The sequence below is a fragment of the Spirosoma sp. KNUC1025 genome (assembly GCF_045160025.1).
Classification (GTDB): domain Bacteria; phylum Bacteroidota; class Bacteroidia; order Cytophagales; family Spirosomataceae; genus Spirosoma.
Genome location: NZ_CP087139.1, coordinates 3,347,556 through 3,371,934, shown reverse-complemented (window position 1 = coordinate 3,371,934; position 24,379 = coordinate 3,347,556). Strand labels below are relative to the sequence as shown.

Here is a 24,379-nt window from a genome sequence, read left to right as displayed (position 1 = left end):
CCGACCATTGCCCCTACTCTATGACAACAGAGGAATAGCTTGAATAGTATGTCAACCACTGAGCCTGACTAAGCGTATCATCCTCTTCGCCTAACAAAGCCTTTAGTCTTTCGGCCAGAAAATCAAAACTTTACGCAGATTCGGGCGAGAAAACTACCTTAGTGAACATATTTTTTCGGTATTAAACGCCTGTCAGTATGACTTCTCTAACCAAAGCCGTTTCACGTCGGCAATTCATGAACCGCGGCCTGGCAACTACCGCCTGCAGGGCTTTACCCAATTTCCTGCCCCAGTCCGCGATGGCTTTTGGGGCATCCCTTAAAAATAATCTGATGGTTATTGGGCCAATTGAGAGCTATAGTCCGCAAATTGGTACGCTGGTTTCCATGTTGAACTATAATCGGGATACCATTATTCATTCCGTAAAAAATCTGACCAGAGAACAGCTCGATTTTTTATTTGCCCCCCATGCCAATACCCTTGGAGGGTTATTACTGCACCTGGCGGCCGTCGATAAATACTACCAGATTAACTGACGGACGACAGGAATTTAACGAAGCCAAAAAGAAAGAATGGGGCGCTGGTCTTGAGCATATGTTAAAATATACCGAACGACATTACCGGCAGACAGACAGCCCGGTGATCAACGAGCGGCAGAATATCGTCGTCGATACGGAGTTCATCTCCCGGCCAGTGCCGTACGACAATAAGGAAATTGATCGGGAGCTGGAGACGCACACCGATTGGATTGCGTTTGGGTTAGGAGCCCTGTAGGTGAAGTCAATGGATAGAGCAATAGTTGCCGTTTCCTACTGGTCCGCCGGCGCGGGGCTGCGGTCACTTGACTCTAAAGAGTCGTGTAACGCGAATAGAGCGTTTTTATATGACACTGATTTTTACTCAAACACCATCAGTCGGATACGCCCCAAGGCTGACTGTTTGATACGTACAGATTGTCGCCCCAGACTCACCTTACAATCGCATGTACCTTGACCCGCACCCAACCACGCAAAGGCTGATGGTGGCCACAAGATAGAGCCTACCCAGGTACGTTACACCGTTGCCTGCGCTGGGCTGCTTTTTGAATGACCGGCCAGTTTCCTGCCCGAGTTAATACGCCACCGCAGAGTTGACCAAAGAGAACTATTGCTGATGCTCTCTGGCGCGTAGTTCAGCTTTGATGGCTTTGAGGGTGCTGAGGTTGATAACGACGATAGGGGTAAGGGCAAGCGGAGTGGCCAGGGCGAGTATTCCATCGTCTTTCACAATGACGGAGTAGAGTTTAATTCCTAATAACACTAACAGTACGCCTGCCAACAGGCCCGTTAGAAATTGGGTCAATTTCTTGCGTTTGAGCAAGTCGGGGGTGCTTAAGTCTTGTAGCTTTGGGTCATTCATGGGATCAATAATACAGAAAAAATCCCTAAAAATTGTTCGTAGAGGGTGGTCAGACCATAAACACTTTGAAGTTCTCTTGCCCAGTGAATTAAAACCAAATGCAGGTACGTTCTGTCCCTGATAATAGGGCTGTCAAAAGGCAGGTTGCTGTATCACAAGTGCGCTCTGTCTAGTGGTATTAAGTTTGTCAAACGAAACCTCGCAAGCAGAGAATGCTGGTTGCCAACTACTTATCCTTTCGACCGAGGAGCACCCCCGCCACTGACATGGACGGCTCACCCAACAAGCGTATGCCAAGAACCAGAATAGACAGTAATAAAAAAATACGCCCCATTCAAGAAGCAGCTACACGAACGTGTTTCGTCTCACTTGGGAGCATTTTTTGAGAATATAAGAAACTGTAACAGCAATGTGTTTTTGAAGGGATTAAGTCTCAGGTGAAGTTGTGTATATCGGATAGTCAATGTTGTTCGACGTAAACCGTTGTTCCATTGTTAGGTTGACTATTCAAGGAATAGCTGGCTCCAATCGCTTCGGCCCGTTTTTTCATGCTATCCAGACCATTACCCTGACCGATGGCATTATCGCCAACGCCCTTCCCGTTATCCTCAATTCGTAGATACACTTTGCCGCCTGTTTGACGTATTGTCAATTGCGCCTGTGTGGCTCCAGAGTGTTTCGCTACGTTATGCAGGGCTTCTTTACCAATCAGGTAGAGGTTGCGTACTACGTCGGGACGTAGTGAGAGTCGTTCGAGTTCGGCATCTGCCGTTACATTCAGTTGAATACCCCTGGCCGTCAATAACTCTCGTCCTACCGATTCTAATCGCTGGGCAAGTTGTCCTGCGTTGTTGGTATCCGAGCGCATCGACCAGACCACATCGCTCATCTGGCTGATGGTCTGGCGGGCATTATCGGCAATTTTGATTAGCATCTGGTAGGAATCCTGGTAACGCTCCTGCTGGTGCATCTGACGGGCAGCCTCCGAGTAGAAGGAGATACCGGATAGAATGCCACCCACATCGTCGTGGAGATCCCGGGAGATTTGGTCGCGAATGGCCTGTTCACGTCGAATCTGGTTGATGCGGTAGCGGTAGGCGGCATACAGCACACCAGCAAATGCTAATCCGACGAGTATTTTGAACCAGACCGTTTGCCACCAGGCGGGCTGAATGATAATGCGGATGGAGGTGCCCTTTTCATTCCAGAGGCCGTCGTTGTTGGAGCCTTTGACGCGGAAAATGTACGTACCAGGTCCTAAATCGGTATAGCTGGCATAGCGCCGGGTGCCACTGTGAACCCAGTCTTTTTCCAGACCCACCAATTGATAAGCATATTGATTCTTTAAAGAATTGGTGTAATTCAAGGCCGCGAACTCAAACGAGAAAAAGTTCTGGTTGTGATCGAGTACGATCTCCCTGGCTTCGCTTTTACCCGGCAAGAGTTTATCAAAGAGTTTAAACTGAGTGATCACAACGGTTGGTACGTGTGGGTTGGGGCGAATCTTAGTCGGGTCAAAGGCATTGAAGCCGTTGGTGCCGCCAAAATAAAGCGTTCCATCCCGGCCTTTAAAAGCGGCTCCATCCGTGAACAGGGTGGTAAACATATTCCCCTGCAATCCCTCGTCGGCACTATAGTTGGTAAAGGTCTGTTTGGCTAAAGAGAATTTGGAAAGACCTTTGTTGGTGCCCAACCAGAGATTTCCCGCATTATCTTCCAGCATGGAAAAGACCGAGTTACCGGCCAAACCATCCTGTTCCGTGAAGGTTGTAAAGGTTTCGGTAGCGTGGTCGAACCGGCATAGGCCCCCTTCGCCCGTGCCGAACCAGAGTGCACCTCTGGAATCCTCATAGATACAGGGAATGGTGGCGGAACTGATACTGCCCGGTTTGCGGCTATCGTATCGGTACTGCTTATAGGTTCCGGCTTTGCGGTCGAACCGGGTAAGTGCCTGACTTCCCGGGCCAATCCATAAATTACCCTTTCGGTCCTCTAAAATAGATAAGGCCACCCAGTCACTAATTTGATTCGGGTTGTCAGGATTGTAGGGATAACTGACGGTTTTACCCGTTTTCCGGTCAAAACTGAGAATACCGTTTGTTGTTCCCATCCAGAATAGCCCCTGGCGGTCTTCGTATAGGGTGTAGATATCAGTGCCGACCGGGCCGGTTACTACAAACGGATGACTCAGCCTGTAGTGGAAAAATGTGTTTCGTTTGCGGTCATACCGGGACAGTGTTTCGCTATTGCTCACCCAAAGTACACCCTCCCGATCTTCGAGAATGGCCCCAACTGAGTTGTTGCGGAGACTGTTCGGTTTAGCCGAGTCGTGTTGGAAGCGGGTAAATTGGCCGGTTGTCTTATTAAAGGCATTTAAGCCCCCTCGCGAGGTGCCAATCCAGATAATTCCCTGTCGGTCTTCGCAGATGGCCCCGATATTATTCTGACTTAACGAGTGGGGATTCAGTGGATTATGGCGGTACAACCCGAAGGGCTTCCGATTGGGGTCCAGTTTAATGACGCCATCACTCGTGCCCGCCCAGAGTGTACCTGATTTATCGACCAGCAGTGTATATATGCCATTACTTATGATACTGCCCGGGTCAGTTGGATCGTGACTAAATCGGGTCATGATTCTACGTTCGACATCGAATTTAAAAAGTCCGTTCTGTAGAGTGCCAATCCAGAGGTTGCCGTCAGGGTCTTCAGCTATATACGTTTTTAGCAATCGATAGAGAACAAGTCGGTGGGTAGGGTCAAGGGGATAGCGGGTAAACTGGCCCGACGGTCGGTCCAGAGCATGGAGTACGCCATCGGCCGTGATCACCCAAAGTACCCCCCGGTGATCTTCAAACAGGCCGGTTACGTAACTATGGCTTAAGCTACGGGGATCAGTGGGATTGTGTCGGTAATGGGTGAAACTGACCTGAGCCGGTTGACCAGGGCCGCGGGTTGACCAGTGCATCCGATGCAGACCCGTCGGACTACCGACCCAGAGTGTACCCGATTTATCCTTAAAAATCTGATGCAATCGCTCCGTGCGGCTGGAATCGACTCCGAGCAAATTAGTGTAGTTGATGGCCGAGAAGATGCCCGTTTTTCGGTCGATTTGCCGTAGCTCTCCTTCAAAACTACCGCCCACCCAAAGATTACCCGCCTTATCTTCCTGGAATGATTGGACGTATTTAAACGCATAGGGATTGACAGGACTCCGCTCCAATCGCGTAAAGGTTTCGGTACGGGGGTCGAATCGGCAGGTAGCCTCACTGGTACCCACCCAAATCAGTCCATTCGGGTCCTCCCAGAGCGTAAGAACCTGATTTTTAGTCAATGACGTCGTATCACGCGGATCAAACTTATAATTCGTAAACCGATAGCCGTCGTACTTATCCAATCCCGTAGCAGTACCAAACCACAAATAGCCTTTCCGATCCTGCATGATGGTGATAACGAAGTGGTTGGTAAGGCCCTGTTCCGTTGTCAGGCGTTCAAAAGAAGCGGATGAATCGACCTGCCAGCGAATTGGAGCAGTCTGTCCCCAAAGCCACACCGGATAACCACTCATTAGGCCAACCAAAAAACTGGCGGCTATCCATCGTCCTATGACCGATGATTGTAGCAAGTCTCTCATTGGTATATTACTGAATAGTAAACTAATATACAGAACTTTAAGCCAATAAACAGAATCGTATCCTAGCTCAATTCACTCGTTTACGTTCGTCGTCGGAAGCTACGATACGTTGGCTAGTCACTTTTATTCCAGCCTTTCCAAAACTCCTCGTATAGGTCAGCCGCACAATTCGGGGTTCATTCAGGGCGAAGGTAGTCCGGTTATCTAAGCGCAATTCAGGAACAGAAGTAACTGACCGAATTTGATTGGTCCAGAACAAATCGCTGATGGAGGCTGTTAGTGTGCCCCGGTTGTTTGCCAGTTTTTTCTGAACGCTCGCCGTTACCTCGCCACGGCTCCACAGATAACCAAATTCATTGACCGTAGACGTAGCATACCATACTGTTACGTTTGCTTTAAAATCATGCGGCAACCGGAATGTGTGGTCCGTATTGAACTGCCCGCCAACCTGACCAATGTGATACGTTCTGTGTTGGAGTGTGAGTGAATTTTGTCCGTGTGTCACCACCAAACTATTCTGCGTTTGCCACCAGGGGCGGATGGTAACGGGTAGATTCAGGGTTAAGGTAAGTGCATCAGAGCGGCCTAAATTGCCTGGCCCGAAACCAATTGCGTTGTTGATTGGATGGATGAACGGCGCAAATCGGCTCAGCTGATTCTGCTCGCGACTGTAAAGCAGTGCCAGCGTGAATTGATTCTTTGTGTAAGATACCCGGATAACATCAGCAAACGCTGGGCGAAGGCTTGGGTTACCCGTTGCGAATAGTGGGTCCCAGAACAGATTGAACGAAGCAATCGCATCGAGGGGGGAACGAGTGATTTGGCGGTCATACCCCAGTTCAATACGCTCGGTATCCCTCAATTTGTGGGTGAACGATAGGTTGGGCAGTAGGCTAATGTACCGACGATCGAGAAGTGGTACGTCTAGCGCATCATACATCTGACTGTTTGTGTACTCCGCCCGTAGACCAGCGATCAGGGTAGTTTTGTCCGAAAAGCGAGTAGTCAGGTTCGTGTAGACTGCCCCAATACGTTCCTTCAGTCGGTCGTTCCGGCTGAATGCTACGTCCGATTGCCAGCCGGTTGCGGTTAGTTGATGGCGATCAATCTGATTGAGTAATGCGAGTTGAGATGCTTTCAGGCCGACTTCCAGCGTGTTTTGCTGGCCGACTGGCCGAACGTAGTGGGTTTTCACGACATAGATGTGGATGGGCGTTTGCCGGGTTACATTCTGGCGTGCTGTTCCGGTTTCGGGCGCAGGTTCATCGGCGTTCTGACTTACGTATCGGTTCAGATTCGTGTCCGTATAAGTAAGGTAATCAATGTCGACGGAAAGGGTGTGACCAGGTGCCAACTGATGCCGTAACGATACATTAGCCATTCGTTGCTGCCAGCGCCGGTTTTCAAGCATCTGACCATCGATTAGGGGGCTTGTCTTCTCAGACTGATTTGAACTTTGCTCCAGCAGCATCCGATAGTGTGCATCGATCTGCGATTCGTTGTTGAAGCCGGAGACCAGCAACCCGAGCGTCGTTTTCTGACCCAGATTGAGATCAGCGCCTATCCGCAGGGAGTGATTGGTTTGTGTAACGACGCGGTTCATCGTAATGGCCATGTGTGAGAAACCATCACCAACTGGGCTAGTACATTCGTTACTGATTTGCTGCGGAGTTTTGTCACTCGTTACTGAATACAGTACGTAAAACGATGCTTCTTTCTGGCGGTGATTCACCGACAGCGAACTCCCCAAACGTGGGTACCATCCCAGACCACCTGTGATGTTGATTTGGCCAGCCGTACCCTGAGAGTCGATCACGGCTGGCTGACTGTTTACTGGCGTTTGCGCGAATAAATCGGAGAAAGCAGCGAGAAAAGCGATTGTAAGTAGCGAAGTTTTCATGACCGTGACCGTTTAACATACCTGATTCAGTGTCGGTTAAGCTTGAATCAAAGTTGGTCGATCGATCAAGGCAGCACAATCCCCAAATTCGGGGTAGTGCTACCCTTCTTACGTCTATAAACGTAGCGTTGACGACCGGACACAACCCGTTAGCCAGCTTGGGGCCGGATATTCTGGTTGACCCGGAAGAGGTTGCCAGGATCGTACTTGGCTTTAATACCCGCTAAACGGGGGTAGTTGTCGCCGTAGGTAGCCTTGACCCGATCTTCACCTTCTTCCATCATGAAATTGATGTATGACCCACCAGCGCTATAGGGATGCAGGTCCTGCCAGTAGTCACGCGCCCAGTTGGTGATGGCATCTTTATTAGCCGGATCGGGGTCAACGCCGGCAATCACCATCGCCCAGGTTGCCTGACGGTAGCCCCAGGCAGTGGACTCATTACTTACCCGCGAGGCTACCCCATCGATGGGATAGAGGTGCATGGTGGAGAGCATCGAGGGAAGTGCTTCGCCGTGTTTCAGGTGCAATTCTATGGCTTCGTCGCTCAACTCATTCACGTAATCACCTTTCCAATACCATTGCAGCCCCGGCGGATACAGGGCATCGAACATGCCCTGCATAACCGGTACAGGCATCGGGCCAAGCATTTCCAGAACGGGCTTCTTAAACCGACGTATTGGCTCAAACACGGATTCGGCTTCGCCGACCGGGCCACTGTAACACCACACGATGCCGCACATCTTTTTCAGATGAAGCTCCTCGGGGAAGGGTGGACCGGGTGGCACGGTCAGGAAGGCAAACCAGCCATTCAGCGTATCGGGAGCCTCTTTAATAAACATTCGGTACCAGTGCAAAACATCGCGAGCATCGGCCATGTCCCAGAGCATCGGCCCGGCTACTACTGTACTGATGGGGTGCGCCCGAAACAGGAAAGACGTCACCACGCCGAAATTGCCGCCCCCACCCCGAATGGCCCAAAACAAATCGGCGTTTTCGTTTGCCGAGGCTTTCACCAATCGCCCATTGGCCAACACAATGTCGGCTTCGAGCAGATTATCGATAGTCAGACCACACTGACGGGTCAGATAGCCTAAGCCCCCGCCCAGCGTCAATCCGGCGACACCGGTCGTTCCGTTGATACCGGTTGGTACAGCCAGACCGTGGGCATGCGTTGCTGCGTCTAATTCACGTAACAGGCAGCCCCCCTGCACCCGCACCGTTCGCTCGTTAGGCTTGACTTCAATGTTTTTCATGAGCGATAGATCAATGACTAATCCCTCCTGACACACACCAAGACCCGCCCCATTGTGTCCACCACCTTTGATGGCCAATAACAGACCGTGTTCGCGGGCAAAGTTGACCGATGCGATTACGTCGGCTTCACCAGCGCAACGGGCAATCAGGGCTGGGCACTTATCAATCATGCCATTATACACGCTGCGGGCGATCTGATACTCCACATCGTGAGGTTCGAGCACATGGCCCTGTAAACTGGCCCGGAATTGGCCAATGGGTAATTCAGCAGTCATCATGTTGAAAATGGTTAAAAAGGTTTAAGAATGAGTTAACTCGATCCGACTGCGCAGTTGGTCACTTGGCCGAACAGCCGAAAAAACTGACGTATCTGGCTGAATCAGATGGTAGTCTGACAATACGCTATCCAGACCGGGACAAAATTCACCAATAAGAATAGGCATGTAAATCCCCGAATGTGGGGATACATGGTCCTCATCCTAAGAACGTTGCCGTAGAGAATAAAGAAGATGATACGCTATACCAAACCGTCTTTCAGTGCTTTGGCTACGGCCTCGGTCATGGAGGCTACGTGGAGCTTGCGGTAGATGCTTTTCATATAGGAGCGCACCGTTTCGTAGCTAATGCCTCCCATGCGGTCGGCAATCATTTTATAGCTTAATCCCTCCACTAAATATTTGAGCGTTTCGCTTTCACGCTGGGTCAGTGGCTCTGCGTCAGAGGGAGCATATCGGTTGGGCATTACCCGCTGGAACACTTGTACGGCCTTTCGGGCAATGCTTGGCGAGAGGGGAGCGCCCCCTGCGTGAGCATCCTGCATGGCGTCGATCAGACGGGCAGGGGGCGAGTTTTTCAGGATGTAACCCACCGCCCCAGCGCAGAGGGCCCGGAAGATTTTGTCTTCCTCTTCAAAGACGGTCAGCATGACGATATTGATGGCGGGGTATTTGGCGTGGATGGCCTGGGTCGCCCGAATGCCGTCCAGACCAGGCATTTCAATATCCATCATAATAACGTCCGGTTGGGCATCCCGAAGTTGGTGATCCCAGCTAACCGGATTGGGGAAGGCTCCAATTAAATCAATACCGGGCATTCCCTCCAAGAGAATGGAGAGCGAATCGCGGATGGCTGTATTGTCTTCGTAGAGAATGACGCGCATGATGAGCCTAACCAGTTGATTATGAAACAAACTACGGCAAAGCATTTGTCAAGAGCAATCCCCGATTGTGGGGAGATACCAGTACAGCAAAACCAATAATTATATTTTAAGTCCAGACGAGGGGCTGAAATAAAAAAGTGATTTTGTCGGCACACTTCTGCTAAAGATTTTTTTGTTTGCTGTATTCGATACACATCACTTTACTTTTTTGGCTAAACTGATCCGACCACCTACGTCAACTAAACGTAAACTTATGACATCACCGGCATCATTGGTTTGAAACCAAATTTCATAATAGAAACCTGCAAAATAATTATCCCCGTCTGCGTGCAGTTTCTCAGCCGGAAAGGAACTGAATTGACAAACCAGCCCCTGATCATCGCTGATCGTTGCCATCGTTTTATCCGCTGTCTCATACTGGCCAGTGTAGAGCTTTACGTCAGGCATCTTAACGGCTGGCAAGGACGTCTGGCGTAAACGATCCAGATCCGCTTTGATAATGTGCAGCATGCCTTCCGTAATCGTTTTACCTTTCGCATAACTGGCCAGGGTGGCATCCCCGTAGATGCCACTGGGAATGTAGTGGCCATTTTGGGTGGAATCATAGGTGGGAAAACCACGTCCTTTTCGGATACCATATTCTTGTTTGGCCAACTTCATATTCACCTGCTTCGGTTGCATGTAAAGTATTTTTGAGGTTTCTATTTCGTCGGCATGGGAGCCTTCTTTTTGCTGCTGAACTCGCTTCACCAGAGCTTCTACTTCCTCTCCTCTCAAATCAGTAAAGCTCAGTAAAATACCCTCGCGGGCAAGTAAGTCGGCGGCTGGTTTTAAGACTGCATTGGTCGCAATGCCCTCATTGATAACATAAAATCGCTTGGGGCCAAAAGCAGCCAGGCCGCGACAGATATCAACGACCATAAGTTTAGCGACCGAATGGCGGAGCGAGGTTGAGCCGGGAAAGGTGATAAAGGGAAAGTAGAAGCCGTAGTTCAACTGAGGAGCAATAACGACCGGTTCAGTAGTGGCAATCTGCCTGGCAAAAAATTGAGCCTGGATATAATCGGTGCCCAGGGGCAAATGCGGTCCATGTTCTTTGGCCTGAGCCCCTAAGGGTATCACCACTACTGTCTGTGGCGTCAGTTGTTTAGCGGCCTGAAGCCAGGTGATCGAATCAAGAAATATGCCTTTCGCTGGTATTGACTGAGAGACTCCCGCTGCTGTCGATACCAGCCAGAGGGCGAGGATAAAGGCTGAGGAGGGTTTCATAGTAAGTCTGGGTTTGAGCTGTTAAAAATAACAGCTTTACGCTGGAAGCGTAGCAGACTTAAGTACCTGTTATCCAACGGCAAACGGAAAGCCAGTCATTGAATCCCTGTAGCTGTCACGACTTTAGAGAAAACCTGGTTTTGTTCAAAAATAGATAGCGACTACAGCCTGAAGTGAGGTTTTAGGAGACGAGACAGTCCGTCTTTCCTTTGGATAACGTACCACCCTTTTCTCTCCGGTTGATAGTGTTGCTAATTTAAAAGACCAATCAATAATAAGCCTCCCCCGGCAATACTGCTGGGCTGCAAGCCTGTGGCCGCAGCCATTGCGAATGCCGTTTTTCGGGCCACAGGTATGCGGGTACGACGTTTCTGTGGCAGTTGCCCAGGAAACAAAGAATGCTCAAAGCACGAGTTGCCCTGAGTGGCGTAGTGCACAAACCCTGGCGAATACCCAATGCAGAAGCGTTACTGATTGGGAATGCCGGTTATAAAGCCGTTGCAGATACACGCTTGTCAGGTGCGAAGGGCTATGGTTCGGGCAGTGGGGTTGCCCTCAGATAGAATGAATAAATTAATCAGGGCACATGAAATCAATCCCATTTTGGTGATGAATGAACGTAGTAAATTCAGTACGTGCAAATCTACCTGTTCTATTGCACTGAACTTATTCCAGACAGGTAGTATCAAGTTATTTCAAGGGGATCCAAATGAGGGTTTATTCGATCTATGGCAGAAACAAACCGACTATTCAGGGTCTATTTTCAGCAGAGAACAGGGCAGACGGTCTGCCCTGTTCCTGTTATCTAATAGGCCGACAGCTCATTTAACTGAGCCATTTCAGCCTGGCTTAGTACAAGGTCACCCACAGCCATGTTGTCCTCCAGGTGGGATAAATTAGAGGTGCCGGGAATAAGCAAGATATTCTCCGCCCGATGCAGCAGCCAACTCAAGGCCAGTTGGTGAACGCTGATGCCCTTTGAATCAGCCATGCGTTGAAGCGTTTCTTCGCTGCGAGCGTCCAGGCCACCGCCGATGGGAAACCAGGGAATGAAGGCAATGTTTTGCTGCACGCAGTAATCTAGTACCGACTCCCACTCCCGGTTGTAAATGCTGTACCGGTTTTGAACCGAAACGACCTCAAAAAAGTCTGTGCTTGTTTGATTTCCTCCACTGATACCTCTGACAAGCCAATGTGTCGTATTCTGTTTTCTTGCTGCGCTTGTTTGAGGAAGTTAAAGGTGATGTCGGCAGGTACTTTTGGGTCGATACGGTGGAGTTGGTACAGGTCAATACGGTCGAGTTTAAGCCGACGCAGACTGCCGTCGAGAGCATCGTGCAAATGCTGCGGGCTGGCATCGTTGTGGATGTCTGCCCATGGACCAAACCGAACGAGTCCGCCTTTGGTCGCAATGACCATCTTGTCGTTATAGGGGTGTAAGGCTTCGGCGATTAATTGCTCCGAGGTAAATGGACCGTACTGATCGGCCGTATCGATAAAATTTACACCAAGTTCCACAGCCCTTTGCAGAACATCAATAGAATTTTGGGGGTTTTCGGGCATACCCCAGATCGCTGGACCGGTAATGCGCATGGCACCATAGCCAATACGGTTCACTTCAAGGTCACCTCCCAGCAGGAAAGTAGCCTTGCTCTTACTATCTGACATAATAAAAATTTAGTTAAATGATTGCCTGAATTGCAGGGGGGATAGGTTCGTCTTGTTCTTAAAAAACTTGTTGAACGATTGGGGGTATTTAAAACCGAGTTGGTAAGCGATCTCCCCAACGGACAGATTGGTCGTGCTCAAAATACTTTTCGCTCGTTCAATGACCTTGTTTTGAATGTGTTGCTGGGCATTCTGACCGGTCATGTTACGTAGCAAATCACTTAGGTAATGCGGAGAAAGACCAAGCTCACCAGCGACAAATTCAACCGTCGGCAAGCCCTTTTCCATCACCTGGTCGCCATGAAAATAGCTAAAAAGGACGTTTTCCAGCTTGCTAAGCAGGTCGTTGTTGACCTTTTTGCGGGTGATGAACTGACGCGTATAGAAACGCTCGACATAGTGCAGCAACAGCTCAATTTGCGTAATGATAATCGCCTGACTATGGCTGTCAAGGTTGGCCCGGTATTCGGTTTCAATCTGCCCAAGGATGGCTTCGAGAAGCTGTTGTTCCTTACTGGAAACAAACAAGGCTTCAGTACTTTCGTAGGAGAAAAATCCATACTCCCGAATGGTTCGGGCGAGCGGGTAGCCTTGCAGGAAATCCGGGTGGATCAGGAAAACCCAGCCTTCGTGAGCTACCACGTCGCTGGCCAGCAACTGCCCAGGCGCAATAAAAGAAAGCACGCCCTCGTCAAAATCATAATAATTTTGCCCATACCGCAACTTCCCCTCAAAATTCTTTTTCATACATATCTGAAAAAAGGGATAAATGATCCGCTCATGGCCTAATTGAGGGGAATCGGCTATGATTTCCAGGTGGATCAAGCTCACCAACGGGTGCTCTGGCTTCGGCAGATGCAGCAGCCGATGCAGTTGGCTTATCGACTCAATAACCCGAATGTCTGTTTCTTCCTTTTTCATCGTATAACGTGCTTTTGTCAGAACGATTCGTTGTCGTCTTTGACTTAAACAACACCACAAAATTACAGCAGACCCTTCTCCTAATAGTAGCTATAATACGGTTTGTTGTATCCAGATAGGCGAAGGGACAAAAACTTAATGGCACACGCCTGGACGATCTTAAATCGACAAATCGATCGGTCATGACGTAGCTGTTGCTGTATAGTTTTAATAAGAAAAAGCTCTATTGCTAACGTAACCTTCCTGAGCTATTTCAGTTTCCACGGCTCGAACCTACAGAATTGAACTACTTCCCTGGAAATCATGAGCCCTACATACCCTTTTTTCAAAACAGAGATCGTACGAGCAGTCAGCCAGTACACATTGGGGAATTTTCCTTTCTTAACATCTCATTAACATTCTTTTACAAGCCATTAACTTCATCCCAGCACGAAGACGTGTAGGTTTGTTCATAATTCTTTGGCTACAAAAAGAACTCATGATGAAATACGTACCCGTATACGCGTTGTTGCTGATTGTTTTTTACACGACCTGTAAAGGACAACCTAAAACTAACTTGCCAATAGATCTTATCAAGTCCCAACCTAAAGAGGCTATCACTTCCTCCGGACCTGCTCAGATCACTCGTACGATCAGGCAGGACCGAAAGGGTAACATTTGGATGGCTGCATTTGACGGTGTTTTTCGGTATGATGGAACATCATTTACCAATATGACACGTAACGTGAGTTCAGCTCGCTTTTTTTCGGCGTTAGAAGATCGGAAAGGTAACTTATGGTTCGGCTCTATTGGCTCAGGCGTTTATTATTACGACGGAAAATCCTTTCGAAATTTCACAACCAGGGATGGACTGCTGAATAATGAGATTGTTTGTATTTATGAAGATAAAATCGGCAATATATGGTTCGGTGCAAATGGCGGAGTCAGTCGTTACGATGGGAAATCCTTTCGAAATTTTTTGCTGAAGGAAGATTCAATGGCTGATGATAGAACCGGAAAAACGTTTCCGGATTTTACACGTCCCCCACATGAGGTTAATTCTATAATTGAAGACAAAACAGGCAGGTTCTGGTTTGGCACCAGGGACAATGCTTATACATATGACGGCAACACATTTACCGTTTTAACCCATCAGGGTCAACCGTTTATTAATGTTCGCACGATAATTGAAGATAGAAAAGGTACTATTTGGCTGGGTGGCACTAATGGCCTTTGGCGCTATGACGGCCGCACATTTACCAATCTAACCCAGCATTTTGTCGGGTATATCTACGAAGATAAAAAGGGCAATCTGTGGACAAGTTCCGAAACCAACTGGGGTTGGGCACTTTCCCGGTTTGATGCAACGACCTTGTCAAACAAAACGCCCACGGTCACCGAACTAAATCCAAGAGAAGGACGGATGATTTTTGGAATTTTAGAAGACGATAAAGGGAATATATGGTTCGGCGCCGATGGCGTGTATCGTTATGATGGAAAAACTGTGACCGACTTTAAAAAGTAAGCAGTCGTTATTAAGCTAAACTTATTAGCAGCGAATAAGCGCCCCCTGTTCATAAAGTGCGGTGGCGGTTGTTCCAAACTCCTTTTTAAACGCAAACGAAAAATGCGATAAATCTTCGAAGCCTAAATCCTGGTAGATATCGGTGGGTTTTTGACCCTTTTCTTTGATCAGGAAACAGGCTTCCTGCAACCGCCGTTTTACCAACCAACGATTGGGTGTTTCATCGAAAATAGTTTTAAAATCTCTTTTGAAGGACGACAAACTGCGCCCGGTCAGAAAGGCAAATCGTTCGAGATTTACGTTGAATTTATAATTCTTCTGCATAAACGCTTCCAGGTCTACCCGGCCCGGAACGCCATAATCGAACAACACATCCGATAAGTCGGGATGCATGGCCAGCAGGATAAGCAGCAATTCTTCTCTTTTTAAGTCAGAAAACGTAGTGCTGACACTTCCGCTACTAGTATAATAAGGCTCCAGCGACAGCAGAAAACTATTCAATAGCTTGTCTTTTTTGAGTCGGATAAAAGCGTCTTTGGAGGAGTGCTTTTGAAACGTAACGTGGTGCTTTTTTTGGAAATTTCTCAAAAAGGCTTCTTCAAAAAAGAAGACGACTTTTTCAAACTCGTTATTGTCTCTTACTTTGTTATAGCGAGCCAGTCTGTTTTTACGGACCAGGCAGCTTTCACCAGCCCGGAGAGTATAGTGCTTAGTGCCGTCATACCCGTTCATAATTCCTTTAGCCAAAAATATAAAGAAATGTTCGGCAACGAATTGTTCCGGTGACAGAGCAGGTCCGACAAAACACGATTTTATTTCCGTTACTTTCATGGCTTTGCTTGCAATTTAATAGCCTGCACTTCTAAAATGGCTTTGTCATACCCTCTGGATACGCAATGAATCATAGCCAGACCTACTTCTCGCATCATACAGGTCCAATTGGGTAAAATGGATAGCCATAATGGATAAAGCGCTTCGAAAACACGGTAAATCAGCCGTACGTTCTGTTGCCCCTTGACCGGTTTCATAAATCCAGGACGAAAAGCATAGACGGCTTTAAAGGGCAGTTTCAGCAACGCATTTTCGGTTCGCCCTTTCACTCTGGCCCACATCACGTCTCCCTTCTCGCTGCTATCAGTACGGTTTCCTGAAACATAAATAAACACCAGTTGAGGATTGATTCCGGAAAGCGTCTTGGCAAACGGCACCACAAAATCATACGTCTTTTTTGTAAACGAGGCTTCATTTTCGCCAACCGAACTAGCACCGGCGCAAAAAAAGCAGGCACCATAGTTTTTCAGTCGTTCACTGTACTGTTCAATTTCTGAAAAATCGGTTACGATCAGCTCTTTCAGCTTTTCGTGTTTACGGGCAAGTGGTTTTCTGTTAATGGTAAGCACCTCGGTCACTGCCGGGTTTTCCAGGCAAACCAGCAAAACGCCTTCGCCTACTAATCCAGTAGCCCCGGTAATGATTAGTTTCATAGCTGTTTAGCTGACAATACCCAGTTTGATTAAACTATTGGCTGTTGCTAAAATGGCTTCTTCGGCAGAACGAGGCTTCCAGCCTAATTGAGTGATCGCCTTTTCACTGCTTGCTCTTTTGATCATGCCTAGATACGGTTCAACCACTTTCAGTTTTGGAATGAGTAGCGCCAGTACTTTAATGAGCCAGTTAGGTAGTTCTCTGGTTGGAACTTTCGCTGCTTTTTCACCCAGATTTTCTCGAAGCACATTGGCGATATCCAACAGGGAAAATCCTTCGCCTGCAACTGCAATAAAGCGCTGACCGCTTGCCTGTGGCATTGTCATGGCTTTCAAATGCAAGTCAGCTACGTCACGGACATCCACGTAACCCGAAATCAGTTTAGGACAGGCTTTCATCTCACCTTTCAGCATTTGTTTAATATTCTGAATGGAATGCGAAAAATCGTCCGATAAAACGGGACCCAGCACTCCGGTCGGATTGACCACGGCAAGCTCCATGCCAGCACCTTCATTTTGAATAAACTCCCAGGCCGTTTTTTCCGAAATGGTTTTTGATTTTTGATATGGAAATACCGTATCGTTCAATACCGTCCAATCCTGCTCAGTATAGGGCGTGGTTTTTATGGTACCAAACCCCACTGCCCCAAAAGCCGACGTAAGCACCACTCGTTTTACGCCCGCGTTTCGGGCTGCCCGAAGCACAAAAAGTACCCCGTTTCTTGCCGGGATAACAAAATCATCCTCCGTTTGTGCATCCGTTAGCGGTGTTGGCGAAGCGACATGCATCACGTACTGGCAGTCTTCCACGGCTTTTGCCCAGCTTGGCTCATTCTGTAAGTCAGCTTCCACGAAGGATAGACCGCCTACTGAGCGAAGCCCGCCTTGTTTGAGCATCTGTTTTACTGATTCCGCTTTTTGAAGCGAACGTAGCGTAGCTTTCACGTTATACCCCTCACTGAGCAGAGCGATGATGCAATACGACGCAATGAATCCAGAACCTCCCGTTACCAATACGGTCTCTTTATTTTCCATTTTATGATTGACATGTTGATACCGCAAAGTTCAATCATGAGATGGGATGTCTGTTTGTTTAAAAGGCCAAAGTTGATTGTTGAAAAGTCCAAATGTTTCTAACCTGTTGTTGGGTCTTAGGCGTGTATCGGTGGCAAATGAACAGCGTAAGAAAATACAACGTATCCATTGACAATAACGTAGTGAACTGGTGGCGGGATGCACCCGGTTTCAGACAACGATATAGCTGGACAATCGCTGAAGATTCGAATACCATATTTGGGAAAGGGGAATTGTGCGAAGACGGTATAACCTGAAAAACGGATTTATCACGAACGTTTACACGTATCAAGTGATAGCCCCCTATAGTTTTGAACATGACCGTTTACCCCGCCACTATAGTACGTTGATTTGATATGCAGCAAAGTTTACCAGAAATACCGCTCTCCTGCGAGATTGAATAGAATATATTTGTGGAGCGTGGGCATCATCGCACTACACTCAATTCCCAGACGACCGCTTGGAAAGTATATGGAACGAATATGGAATAAACCTGAAGACGCCGTTTGCTTTACCTTCAAACGGGCGGAAACCTTGATCAAAATCCTGGCTACAGAACATGATTAGCTGGCGCCAATGGTCAAGGGGTACGCTTGAACGAATAGTGTTGCTGGTGCTGACTACGTCTTCGCTGACGTTTGCACAGACGCGTCTTTTTGTGGCTCCTGCGGGAGATGATAAACAGACAGGTACGCTGACTTCCCCCCTGGCAACGCTTGGTAAAGCGCTGGAGAAAGTAAAAACAGCCCCACAAAACGAGGTGCAGATCTTTCTGCGAAAAGGCGTTTATTATTTGCCGCAACCAGTACGTATCGAGCCAAAGATTATCGGCACTAAAAAGCTGTTAATCAGCGCCTATAACAATGAGCAGGTGGAACTCAATGGTGGACGTAAGCTCCGATTAAACTGGCACAAAAGCGGGGAACGTATCTGGACCGCTACCGTAACGGGAGAACCCTTCGAGCAATTGTTCATCAATGGTCAGAAGCAGACACTGGCTCGTTACCCGAATTACGATTCGACAGCTCGTTTTTTTAATGGAACAGCCGCCGATGCTATCAGCAAAGAGCGCATTAAGAGGTGGAAAAACCCGGCGGGCGGCTACATCCATGCGCTTCACAGGCACGAATGGGGCGATTTCCACTACCGGATTACAGGCAAGCACAACGATACAATAACTTATGAAGGAGGTTGGCAGAATAACCGCCCGATGGGCCTGCATCCGAAGGAGCGGTTTGTCGAGAACATTGCCGAAGAATTGGACGCGCCCGGTGAATGGTTTTACGACAGAATGACTCAGACTCTTTCGGTAATTCCGCCGGCTGGAATCGATCTGGCAACCGCCGTAGTGGAGGTATCGCAGCTGAAATCATTAATCCAGCTAACCGGAATGCCAGATGCGCCACTACGTCACGTTCGTATTCAGGGGCTTCGGCTGGTCAATACCGAACGTACGTTTATGGAGGCTTACGAGCCTTTGCTACGTAGTGACTGGATGTTGTATCGAGGGGCGGCCATCTATCTGGAAAATACCGAAGACTGCCGTATCGACGATTGCGAACTGACTAACCTGGGCAGTAATGCCATACTGGTCAGTCGGTACAATCGTAACGCATCCGTGAAGAGCTGCTATATTCATCACATTGGGGCTACAGCCATTGGTTTTGTTGGTGATACGTCGGCGGTACGTTCGCCCGCGTTCCGATATGAGCGGTTTGTCCCCTATGCTGACATGGACCTTCGACCGGGGCCAAAAAATAACCGGTATCCGGGCCACTGTATTGCCGAAGACAACCTGATCCACCACATTGGCGAGATTGAAAAACAGTCAACGGGCGTCGAAATTTCGATGGCTTCCGACATTACGGTACGTCATAATTCCATTTATCATGTGCCACGGGCGGGCATCAACATCGGCGATGGAACCTGGGGCGGGCATCTGTTAGAATTCAATGATGTGTTCGAGACGGTACTGGAAACCGGTGATCATGGTGCATTTAATTCCTGGGGGCGCGACCGCTTCTGGCATCCAAACCGAGAGACGATGGATAGCCTCGTGGCTGCTCACCCGGAATTAGTCAGGCTCGATGCTCAGAAACCAGTTGTTATACGTAATAATCGATTTCGCTGCGATCATGGGTGGGATGTTGATCTGGATGACGGAAGTAGTAATTATCTCATTTATAACAATGTACTCCTGAATGGCGGGCTGAAATTTCGGGAAGGATTCTATCGTACTGCCGAAAACAATGTTATTCTGAACAACTCCTTCCATCCACACGTATGGTTTAAAAACAGTGATGACATCTTCAGGAAAAACATTGTTATGCGTCCGTATTTTCCGATTCAGATCAACTACTGGGGTAAAGCACTGGATTACAACCTGTTTCCCGACCCGCCCGCCTTACAATCAGCTCAGCAACGTAATACGGATGTGCACAGCCGATTCGGTGATCCGCAATTCCTTAATCCCGACCGGGGCGATTATCGGGTAGGGAAAGCGAGTCCGGCGCTGACCGTTGGCTTTCAGAATTTCCCGATGAATCAATTTGGCGTTCAGAAAGCCTCCTTGCGTGCAATGGCCCATACACCCAAATTGCCGACACTCATCAACCTGCAACAGGAGAAGAACGTAACAGAAATGACCTGGTTAGGCATACAGATACGTAATGTTCAGGGCTTGGGTGACCGCTCCGCCTTTGGGTTACCGGACGAGCATGGAATCGTGGTTTTGACAGTACTGAAAGAGAGTAAGCTGGCGGCTTCTGGTATACAAAAGGGCGATGTGATCCGCTCGGTCAATGGTACCGACGTAGCAACGATCGGGCAATTGACAACTATCCAGCAACAGCTCCATTTTATGAGCGCTATTCCGGTACGTGTCATGCGGAACCAGCAACTGATCGACCTGAATCTACCTATCAAGTAAAACTGGCTCCTCTTTGATAGCCTTCGCTACTTTGGAAGCTTTTTCCAATCGATTAGTGGTAGTTATTCTGGCGACTGGCAGTAGAAGCAGATTATTCCATCCGGCGACATTTGTATAACTGCAAATTTCAAATTAACTTTGAAATTCAAAGTACTTTCAGATGAAGAAAGAACAGGATTACATTCGGGATTTATCCGAGATACGCTCGATGATGGAGCGGTCTTCCAAATTTCTCTCGCTCGCTGGTTGGGCAGGCATCATGGCTGGTCTGTATGCATTGACGGGGGCCTACATTGCCTATAGCGTATTTGATTTTGCTCCTGATAAACTTGTCTATAACACCCCGCTCGCTGGGAGCTTATCTTCTGATTTACTGAAAGTTATTTTATTGGCCATTCTGATATTGATTCTCGCTGTAGGCACCGCTATTCTGCTTTCCTACAAAAAGGCGGCAAGAAAGGGGCAGAAGCTATGGCATGCGATTACCCGTCGGCTGCTAATCAATATGGCGGTTCCACTCGTCGCCGGTGGGCTTCTGATCCTGATTTTGCTCGCTAACGGGTTAGTTGGCCTGATAATCCCCTGTACGCTAGTATTTTATGGACTAGCCTTATATAACGCCGGCCAGTTCACCTACGAAGAAGTGAAAAGCTTAGGGCTGATTCAGATCGGGTTGGGCTTACTTAGTGCCTACTTTGTTGAGTACAGCGTATTAGGATGGGCATTAGGGTTTGGCGTCTTCCATATTATGTACGGCATTTATATGCATTACCGGTACGAAAGGTGAAAATATCGATCAGTGGTTTACATAAAGCATTTGAAAGCCGGATTAAGCTCGGCATTATGGCAGCGCTGGCTGTCAATGACAGGCTTGATTTTAACTCACTGAAGGAATTTCTTGACGTGACGGACGGCAATCTGGCGAGCCACCTGAAAGCCCTGGAAAAAGAAGCATTTATTGAGGTCGAAAAAGCATTTATCGGCAAAAAAACAAACACGAGTTATGCCGCTTCGGAGCTTGGCCGACAAGCGTTTAACGACCACCTGAATGCCCTGGAAAAATTGATAAAGGGCATTGCTGAATAAAGTAGTCCCGACTAAATTTTTCAACTAAATGAAGCCACGAATGATAGGCCGATTTTTTTTGCACGTTTACTTTGAAATTCAAAGTGCCTTAGAAGACTAAGCCACTCTAACTGATCAGAATAGATATTAACGAAACGTACATAAACTCATGAAAGACGAAATACTCAATTATTTAAACCAGCCCAGGCAGCTCGAAAAGCTCTACCAAACGAACAAAGTGCTTTTCAAGCGGGCGTTTGTCTCGCTCTATCCAGACATTAAAGGCAATACGCTCGCCGATTTCTGGAATGAACGGCTGAATTATGAAAGTGATGGCATCAATTGGGGAACAAGTGAAGAACTGATCGTTGTGGCCGCTGCTTCACTAGTGGCGGGTCTGATTGCAAAGCTGCCGGCAATCTTGTCGGTGAATGAAGAATTTTTCTATTCCAGAAATGTCGGGTTTATTATTTTCCCAGCGCTGGCTCTATACTTTGCCTGGAAAAATAAATTAGCAGGCGGCAAGATTGCCTGTATAGCTGCCCTTGCTCTTGTCAGCCTGCTATTCATCAATTTTCTGCCGGATGTACAAAAGAGCGACACCTTACTGTTATCCTGCATCCATTTGCCCTTGTTTCTATGGTCGATAGTCGGGTTCGCTTTTGTTGGTGAGACGCGAAATAACGTAGAGAAGCGGCTAGGCTACTTAAAGTATAACGGCGATCTGATTGTGATGACAGGTCTCATCCTGATAGCAGGCGGTATCATGACCGGTATTACCGTTGGCCTTTTTAATCTGATCGGGTTGGATATCAAAAATTTTTATTTCAATTACATTGTCATCGTTGGACTTCCCTCCGCCCCTATTGTGGGCACGTATCTGACTCAGACCAATCCGCAACTAGTTGATAAAGTGTCGCCGGTTCTGGCTAAATTATTCTGTCCGCTGGTACTGGTAATGCTGGTCATTTATCTCATCGCTATCATTTATTCGGGTAAAGACCCCTACAACGATCGGGAGTTTCTGCTGATGTTTAATGCGTTGTTAATTGGTGTTATGGCCATCATTTTCTTTTCCGTAGCCGAAACATCGAAAGCAGCTAAAAGCCAGCCGGAAGTTTGGGTTCTTTTCCTGCTATCGTGCATGACTATACTCGTGAATGGCATTGCCTTATCGGCCATCCTGTTTCGGATTTCAGAATGGGGAATAACACCGAACCGGGCCGCCGTTCTGGGTGGTAACGTCCTGATCCTCTTAAATTTACTATTCGTAGCTGTGCAGCTTTTTAAGGTTATTACACAGAAAGGCAGCCTGGCTGGTGTTGGAAGAGCCATTGCCCTGTACCTGCCTGTTTATTGCCTTTGGGCAAGTTTCGTGTTGTTTGGGTTTCCGCTGCTGTTTGGGTTTAAGTAACGTAGCCAGCAAAAGCAATACAGCCAAAGCGTCTATTTCCAGATCGACTTGGCCGTATACAGCTTAAGTTCTTTAACATCAATACGATTACCCCAGAATTGCAGACCCTCCTTATTCGTGGCAGTCGGCTTTCTTTCCAGGGAATATGAGTAAGCACCCCCGTCGATGAATACCTCGATGGAGGATCGATCAACGTAAATATCGGCCGTAATCTCCATACTGGTCATGTTTTCCGGCGAATAGAAAACCCCATTTATCAAATTGGAATTAAGATCGTAATCGAGTATCCGCTGACCGAACAGAGAAACGCCTGCACTGGTGGCATGTGATAATTTAAGGGTTGTCTTTAGCCTAAAGCGGTCTAGCTGGGTAACCGATTTCAATTTCTCAGTAGCTTCCGCTCCGCTCAGTGACGATTCCTGTAGAACTGGAGTAAACAGTTGCTCCGTTTCCTTGACCGGCACACTAGTCAGGCGCGGCCCGTTTTTGGTAGTACGAAGCTGTAATTCGGTAGGCAGGAGCATCAGGTTGTTAAAGGGCATTCCGGGTTGCGGGATTCGGCCCCACCCGATTTGAATACGTCGGGGGTCGCTTTCAGGCATATTGGCAAAAGTCTGCGCGGCATAGATGCTTCCGCTGGTATAATAATGTTTGCCCGATTCAGGGGTGAAGGTTTTCCCATCGAAAGTGCCAATCATATACGTAGCGGAAGCGCCATACATAACCCATTTTGTCTTCCCAGTGTCGCCATCTATAGGTAGTTCAAACAGATCGGGGCATTCCCAGAATCCTGTTACGTGGCTTTCATACGTCCATTCCTTCAGGTTTTTTGAGGAGTAGATCGAGTGTCCGTCCCGCTCGTTAAGCACCATCACCCAATGTTTACCGGGCTTGTACCAAAACACACGCGGATCACGCGTATCCTTGCTGTTCCACTTCGCTTTTGAATCGATCAGCGGATTTTTGGCATATTTTGTCCAGGTGCGGCCCTTATCCAGACTATAGGCCATACACTGAATCTGTTTGTCCGGATTGTCGACCGTAAACAGGGCAATCATGGCGGGCACATTTCCCTGGTTAAAGCCTGCCGTATTTGCGTAGTCGATAACGGTTGAGCCAGAAAACATCGTACCCAGACTATCGGGCGCCAGGGCCGTTGGCAATTCTTCCCAGTGAATCATGTCCTTGCTCACCGCATGTCCCCACGACATGTTTTCCCATTCCCGTTCGTATGGATTGTGCTGATAAAAAAGATGATACTCGCCCTCATAGAAAATCATTCCGTTCGGATCGTTGATCCAGCCCCGGCGGGTAGAAAAATGATACTGCGGACGTTTGGTTTCGGCATACAGTGAATCCTGACCGGCAATTTTATCGTCCTGATAAATTTTACGTAATCCCTCCGACTGGCCGTCATAGCTAATGGTGATGGTTTTTCCCTGAAGAGCCGATACGTCGCAGAACACCCAATAATCTGGCTTATCGGCAGCGAGACGAATCTTGAATGACCGTTCGGGTTTGTCCTGTATCCTGAACTGCATGGATCCCCGCTGCTGGGTTTGAGCCACAGGCAGGTTCAGGTATCGTTTGGTAATTTTTAGCGAAAGCGGCTGTGCCCGTAGCACAAAACTACCGCACAAAATCAACCCGCTTAGGGCAATGAGTGTTAACGCTGACTTCATCTGATTGAGGTGATTACAAGCTGA

Annotated in this window: 20 protein-coding genes and 1 pseudogene; 9 read left to right on the top strand and 12 right to left on the bottom strand. The window is 48.1% G+C overall.

The window, feature by feature from the left end; all coding sequences use genetic code 11:
- Positions 1-197 precede the first annotated feature (197 nt).
- The gene (locus LN737_RS14615) at positions 198-536 is read left to right on the top strand and encodes a DUF664 domain-containing protein (RefSeq protein WP_405519999.1); all 339 of its coding nucleotides are present in this window, start codon (positions 198-200) and stop codon (positions 534-536) included.
- Between the two features lie 58 nt (positions 537-594).
- On the top strand, positions 595-774 hold the full coding sequence (locus LN737_RS14610) for a hypothetical protein (protein ID WP_405519997.1): 180 nt from the start codon (positions 595-597) through the stop codon (positions 772-774).
- Positions 775-1,143: 369 nt separating this feature from the next.
- On the opposite strand, the gene LN737_RS14605 is transcribed toward LN737_RS14610, so the two are convergent.
- The 6 genes from LN737_RS14605 to LN737_RS14580 all read right to left on the bottom strand — a co-directional run bounded on the left by LN737_RS14605 (position 1,144) and on the right by LN737_RS14580 (position 10,614).
- Complete coding sequence (locus tag LN737_RS14605) at positions 1,144-1,398, bottom strand: hypothetical protein (RefSeq protein WP_405519996.1); 255 nt, start codon at positions 1,396-1,398, stop codon at positions 1,144-1,146.
- Between the two features lie 460 nt (positions 1,399-1,858).
- A complete protein-coding gene (locus tag LN737_RS14600) occupies positions 1,859-5,029 on the bottom strand; it encodes a two-component regulator propeller domain-containing protein (protein WP_405519994.1) in 3,171 nt (1,056 codons plus the stop codon).
- Positions 5,030-5,096: 67 nt separating this feature from the next.
- Positions 5,097-6,929 (bottom strand): outer membrane beta-barrel family protein, encoded by a 1,833-nt coding sequence (locus tag LN737_RS14595; RefSeq protein WP_405519993.1) that lies wholly within the window; start codon positions 6,927-6,929, stop codon positions 5,097-5,099.
- 149 nt (positions 6,930-7,078) lie between these two features.
- The gene (locus LN737_RS14590) at positions 7,079-8,464 is read right to left on the bottom strand and encodes an FAD-binding oxidoreductase (RefSeq protein ID WP_405519991.1); all 1,386 of its coding nucleotides are present in this window, start codon (positions 8,462-8,464) and stop codon (positions 7,079-7,081) included.
- 239 nt (positions 8,465-8,703) lie between these two features.
- Positions 8,704-9,345, bottom strand: coding sequence for a response regulator transcription factor (locus tag LN737_RS14585; protein WP_405519989.1), 642 nt, complete (start codon positions 9,343-9,345; stop codon positions 8,704-8,706).
- A gap of 195 nt (positions 9,346-9,540) precedes the next feature.
- Positions 9,541-10,614, bottom strand: a complete 1,074-nt coding sequence (locus tag LN737_RS14580) for a creatininase family protein (protein ID WP_405519987.1) — start codon at positions 10,612-10,614, stop codon at positions 9,541-9,543.
- Between the two features lie 398 nt (positions 10,615-11,012).
- Here LN737_RS14580 and LN737_RS14575 point away from each other — a divergent pair, with 398 nt between their 5' ends.
- A complete protein-coding gene (locus LN737_RS14575) occupies positions 11,013-11,177 on the top strand; it encodes a hypothetical protein (protein ID WP_405519985.1) in 165 nt (54 codons plus the stop codon).
- 242 nt (positions 11,178-11,419) lie between these two features.
- On the opposite strand, the pseudogene LN737_RS14570 reads toward LN737_RS14575, so the two are convergent.
- A pseudogene (locus LN737_RS14570) lies at positions 11,420-12,177 on the bottom strand (aldo/keto reductase).
- A 114-nt stretch (positions 12,178-12,291) separates the two neighbouring features.
- Entirely contained in the window at positions 12,292-13,203 is a 912-nt protein-coding gene (locus LN737_RS14565) for an AraC family transcriptional regulator (protein ID WP_405519984.1), read from the bottom strand.
- A 478-nt stretch (positions 13,204-13,681) separates the two neighbouring features.
- On the opposite strand from LN737_RS14565, the gene LN737_RS14560 reads away from it, so the two are divergent.
- Positions 13,682-14,707 carry a two-component regulator propeller domain-containing protein gene (locus tag LN737_RS14560; RefSeq protein ID WP_405519982.1) on the top strand — a complete coding sequence of 342 codons (1,026 nt, stop codon included), beginning with the start codon at positions 13,682-13,684 and terminating at the stop codon, positions 14,705-14,707.
- Positions 14,708-14,731: 24 nt separating this feature from the next.
- Here LN737_RS14560 and LN737_RS14555 read toward each other — a convergent pair whose 3' ends face one another.
- From LN737_RS14555 to LN737_RS14545, 3 genes are read right to left on the bottom strand one after another with little or no spacing between them, the layout of a single operon-like run.
- Positions 14,732-15,538: an AraC family transcriptional regulator gene (locus tag LN737_RS14555; RefSeq protein ID WP_405519980.1), complete on the bottom strand. Its 807-nt coding sequence runs from the start codon at positions 15,536-15,538 to the stop codon at positions 14,732-14,734.
- Positions 15,535-16,191, bottom strand: a complete 657-nt coding sequence (locus LN737_RS14550) for an NAD-dependent epimerase/dehydratase family protein (RefSeq protein ID WP_405519978.1) — start codon at positions 16,189-16,191, stop codon at positions 15,535-15,537. The genes LN737_RS14555 and LN737_RS14550 overlap by 4 nt, the downstream gene beginning before the upstream one ends.
- 6 nt (positions 16,192-16,197) lie before the next feature.
- Positions 16,198-17,226: an aldehyde reductase gene (locus LN737_RS14545; protein ID WP_405519977.1), complete on the bottom strand. Its 1,029-nt coding sequence runs from the start codon at positions 17,224-17,226 to the stop codon at positions 16,198-16,200.
- Positions 17,227-17,363: 137 nt separating this feature from the next.
- On the opposite strand from LN737_RS14545, the gene LN737_RS14540 reads away from it, so the two are divergent.
- From LN737_RS14540 to LN737_RS14520, 5 genes are all read left to right on the top strand, one after another.
- Positions 17,364-17,522, top strand: coding sequence for a hypothetical protein (locus LN737_RS14540; RefSeq protein ID WP_405519975.1), 159 nt, complete (start codon positions 17,364-17,366; stop codon positions 17,520-17,522).
- A 302-nt stretch (positions 17,523-17,824) separates the two neighbouring features.
- On the top strand, positions 17,825-20,194 hold the full coding sequence (locus tag LN737_RS14535; RefSeq protein WP_405519974.1) for a PDZ domain-containing protein: 2,370 nt from the start codon (positions 17,825-17,827) through the stop codon (positions 20,192-20,194).
- A 160-nt stretch (positions 20,195-20,354) separates the two neighbouring features.
- Entirely contained in the window at positions 20,355-20,981 is a 627-nt protein-coding gene (locus LN737_RS14530) for a hypothetical protein (protein ID WP_405519972.1), read from the top strand.
- Entirely contained in the window at positions 20,978-21,280 is a 303-nt protein-coding gene (locus LN737_RS14525; protein ID WP_405519970.1) for a transcriptional regulator, read from the top strand. Before LN737_RS14530 ends, LN737_RS14525 begins: the two co-directional genes overlap by 4 nt.
- A gap of 148 nt (positions 21,281-21,428) precedes the next feature.
- Entirely contained in the window at positions 21,429-22,673 is a 1,245-nt protein-coding gene (locus LN737_RS14520) for a hypothetical protein (protein WP_405519968.1), read from the top strand.
- 32 nt (positions 22,674-22,705) lie between these two features.
- On the opposite strand, the gene LN737_RS14515 is transcribed toward LN737_RS14520, so the two are convergent.
- The gene (locus tag LN737_RS14515; protein WP_405519967.1) at positions 22,706-24,355 is read right to left on the bottom strand and encodes a 2,6-beta-D-fructofuranosidase; all 1,650 of its coding nucleotides are present in this window, start codon (positions 24,353-24,355) and stop codon (positions 22,706-22,708) included.
- Between the last annotated feature and the right edge of the window lie 24 nt (positions 24,356-24,379).

What these genes read in the sequence shown, in the direction of transcription:
- LN737_RS14615 (WP_405519999.1), top strand. Translation starts at nt 198, where the DNA reads ATGACTTCTCTAACCAAAGCCGTTTCACGTCGGCAATTCATGAACCGC.
- LN737_RS14610 (WP_405519997.1), top strand. Translation starts at nt 595, where the DNA reads ATGTTAAAATATACCGAACGACATTACCGGCAGACAGACAGCCCGGTG.
- LN737_RS14605 (WP_405519996.1), bottom strand. Translation starts at nt 1,398, where the DNA reads ATGAATGACCCAAAGCTACAAGACTTAAGCACCCCCGACTTGCTCAAA.
- LN737_RS14600 (WP_405519994.1), bottom strand. Translation starts at nt 5,029, where the DNA reads ATGAGAGACTTGCTACAATCATCGGTCATAGGACGATGGATAGCCGCC.
- LN737_RS14595 (WP_405519993.1), bottom strand. Translation starts at nt 6,929, where the DNA reads ATGAAAACTTCGCTACTTACAATCGCTTTTCTCGCTGCTTTCTCCGAT.
- LN737_RS14590 (WP_405519991.1), bottom strand. Translation starts at nt 8,464, where the DNA reads ATGATGACTGCTGAATTACCCATTGGCCAATTCCGGGCCAGTTTACAG.
- LN737_RS14585 (WP_405519989.1), bottom strand. Translation starts at nt 9,345, where the DNA reads ATGCGCGTCATTCTCTACGAAGACAATACAGCCATCCGCGATTCGCTC.
- LN737_RS14580 (WP_405519987.1), bottom strand. Translation starts at nt 10,614, where the DNA reads ATGAAACCCTCCTCAGCCTTTATCCTCGCCCTCTGGCTGGTATCGACA.
- LN737_RS14575 (WP_405519985.1), top strand. Translation starts at nt 11,013, where the DNA reads ATGCTCAAAGCACGAGTTGCCCTGAGTGGCGTAGTGCACAAACCCTGG.
- LN737_RS14565 (WP_405519984.1), bottom strand. Translation starts at nt 13,203, where the DNA reads ATGAAAAAGGAAGAAACAGACATTCGGGTTATTGAGTCGATAAGCCAA.
- LN737_RS14560 (WP_405519982.1), top strand. Translation starts at nt 13,682, where the DNA reads ATGATGAAATACGTACCCGTATACGCGTTGTTGCTGATTGTTTTTTAC.
- LN737_RS14555 (WP_405519980.1), bottom strand. Translation starts at nt 15,538, where the DNA reads ATGAAAGTAACGGAAATAAAATCGTGTTTTGTCGGACCTGCTCTGTCA.
- LN737_RS14550 (WP_405519978.1), bottom strand. Translation starts at nt 16,191, where the DNA reads ATGAAACTAATCATTACCGGGGCTACTGGATTAGTAGGCGAAGGCGTT.
- LN737_RS14545 (WP_405519977.1), bottom strand. Translation starts at nt 17,226, where the DNA reads ATGGAAAATAAAGAGACCGTATTGGTAACGGGAGGTTCTGGATTCATT.
- LN737_RS14540 (WP_405519975.1), top strand. Translation starts at nt 17,364, where the DNA reads ATGAACAGCGTAAGAAAATACAACGTATCCATTGACAATAACGTAGTG.
- LN737_RS14535 (WP_405519974.1), top strand. Translation starts at nt 17,825, where the DNA reads ATGATTAGCTGGCGCCAATGGTCAAGGGGTACGCTTGAACGAATAGTG.
- LN737_RS14530 (WP_405519972.1), top strand. Translation starts at nt 20,355, where the DNA reads ATGAAGAAAGAACAGGATTACATTCGGGATTTATCCGAGATACGCTCG.
- LN737_RS14520 (WP_405519968.1), top strand. Translation starts at nt 21,429, where the DNA reads ATGAAAGACGAAATACTCAATTATTTAAACCAGCCCAGGCAGCTCGAA.
- LN737_RS14515 (WP_405519967.1), bottom strand. Translation starts at nt 24,355, where the DNA reads ATGAAGTCAGCGTTAACACTCATTGCCCTAAGCGGGTTGATTTTGTGC.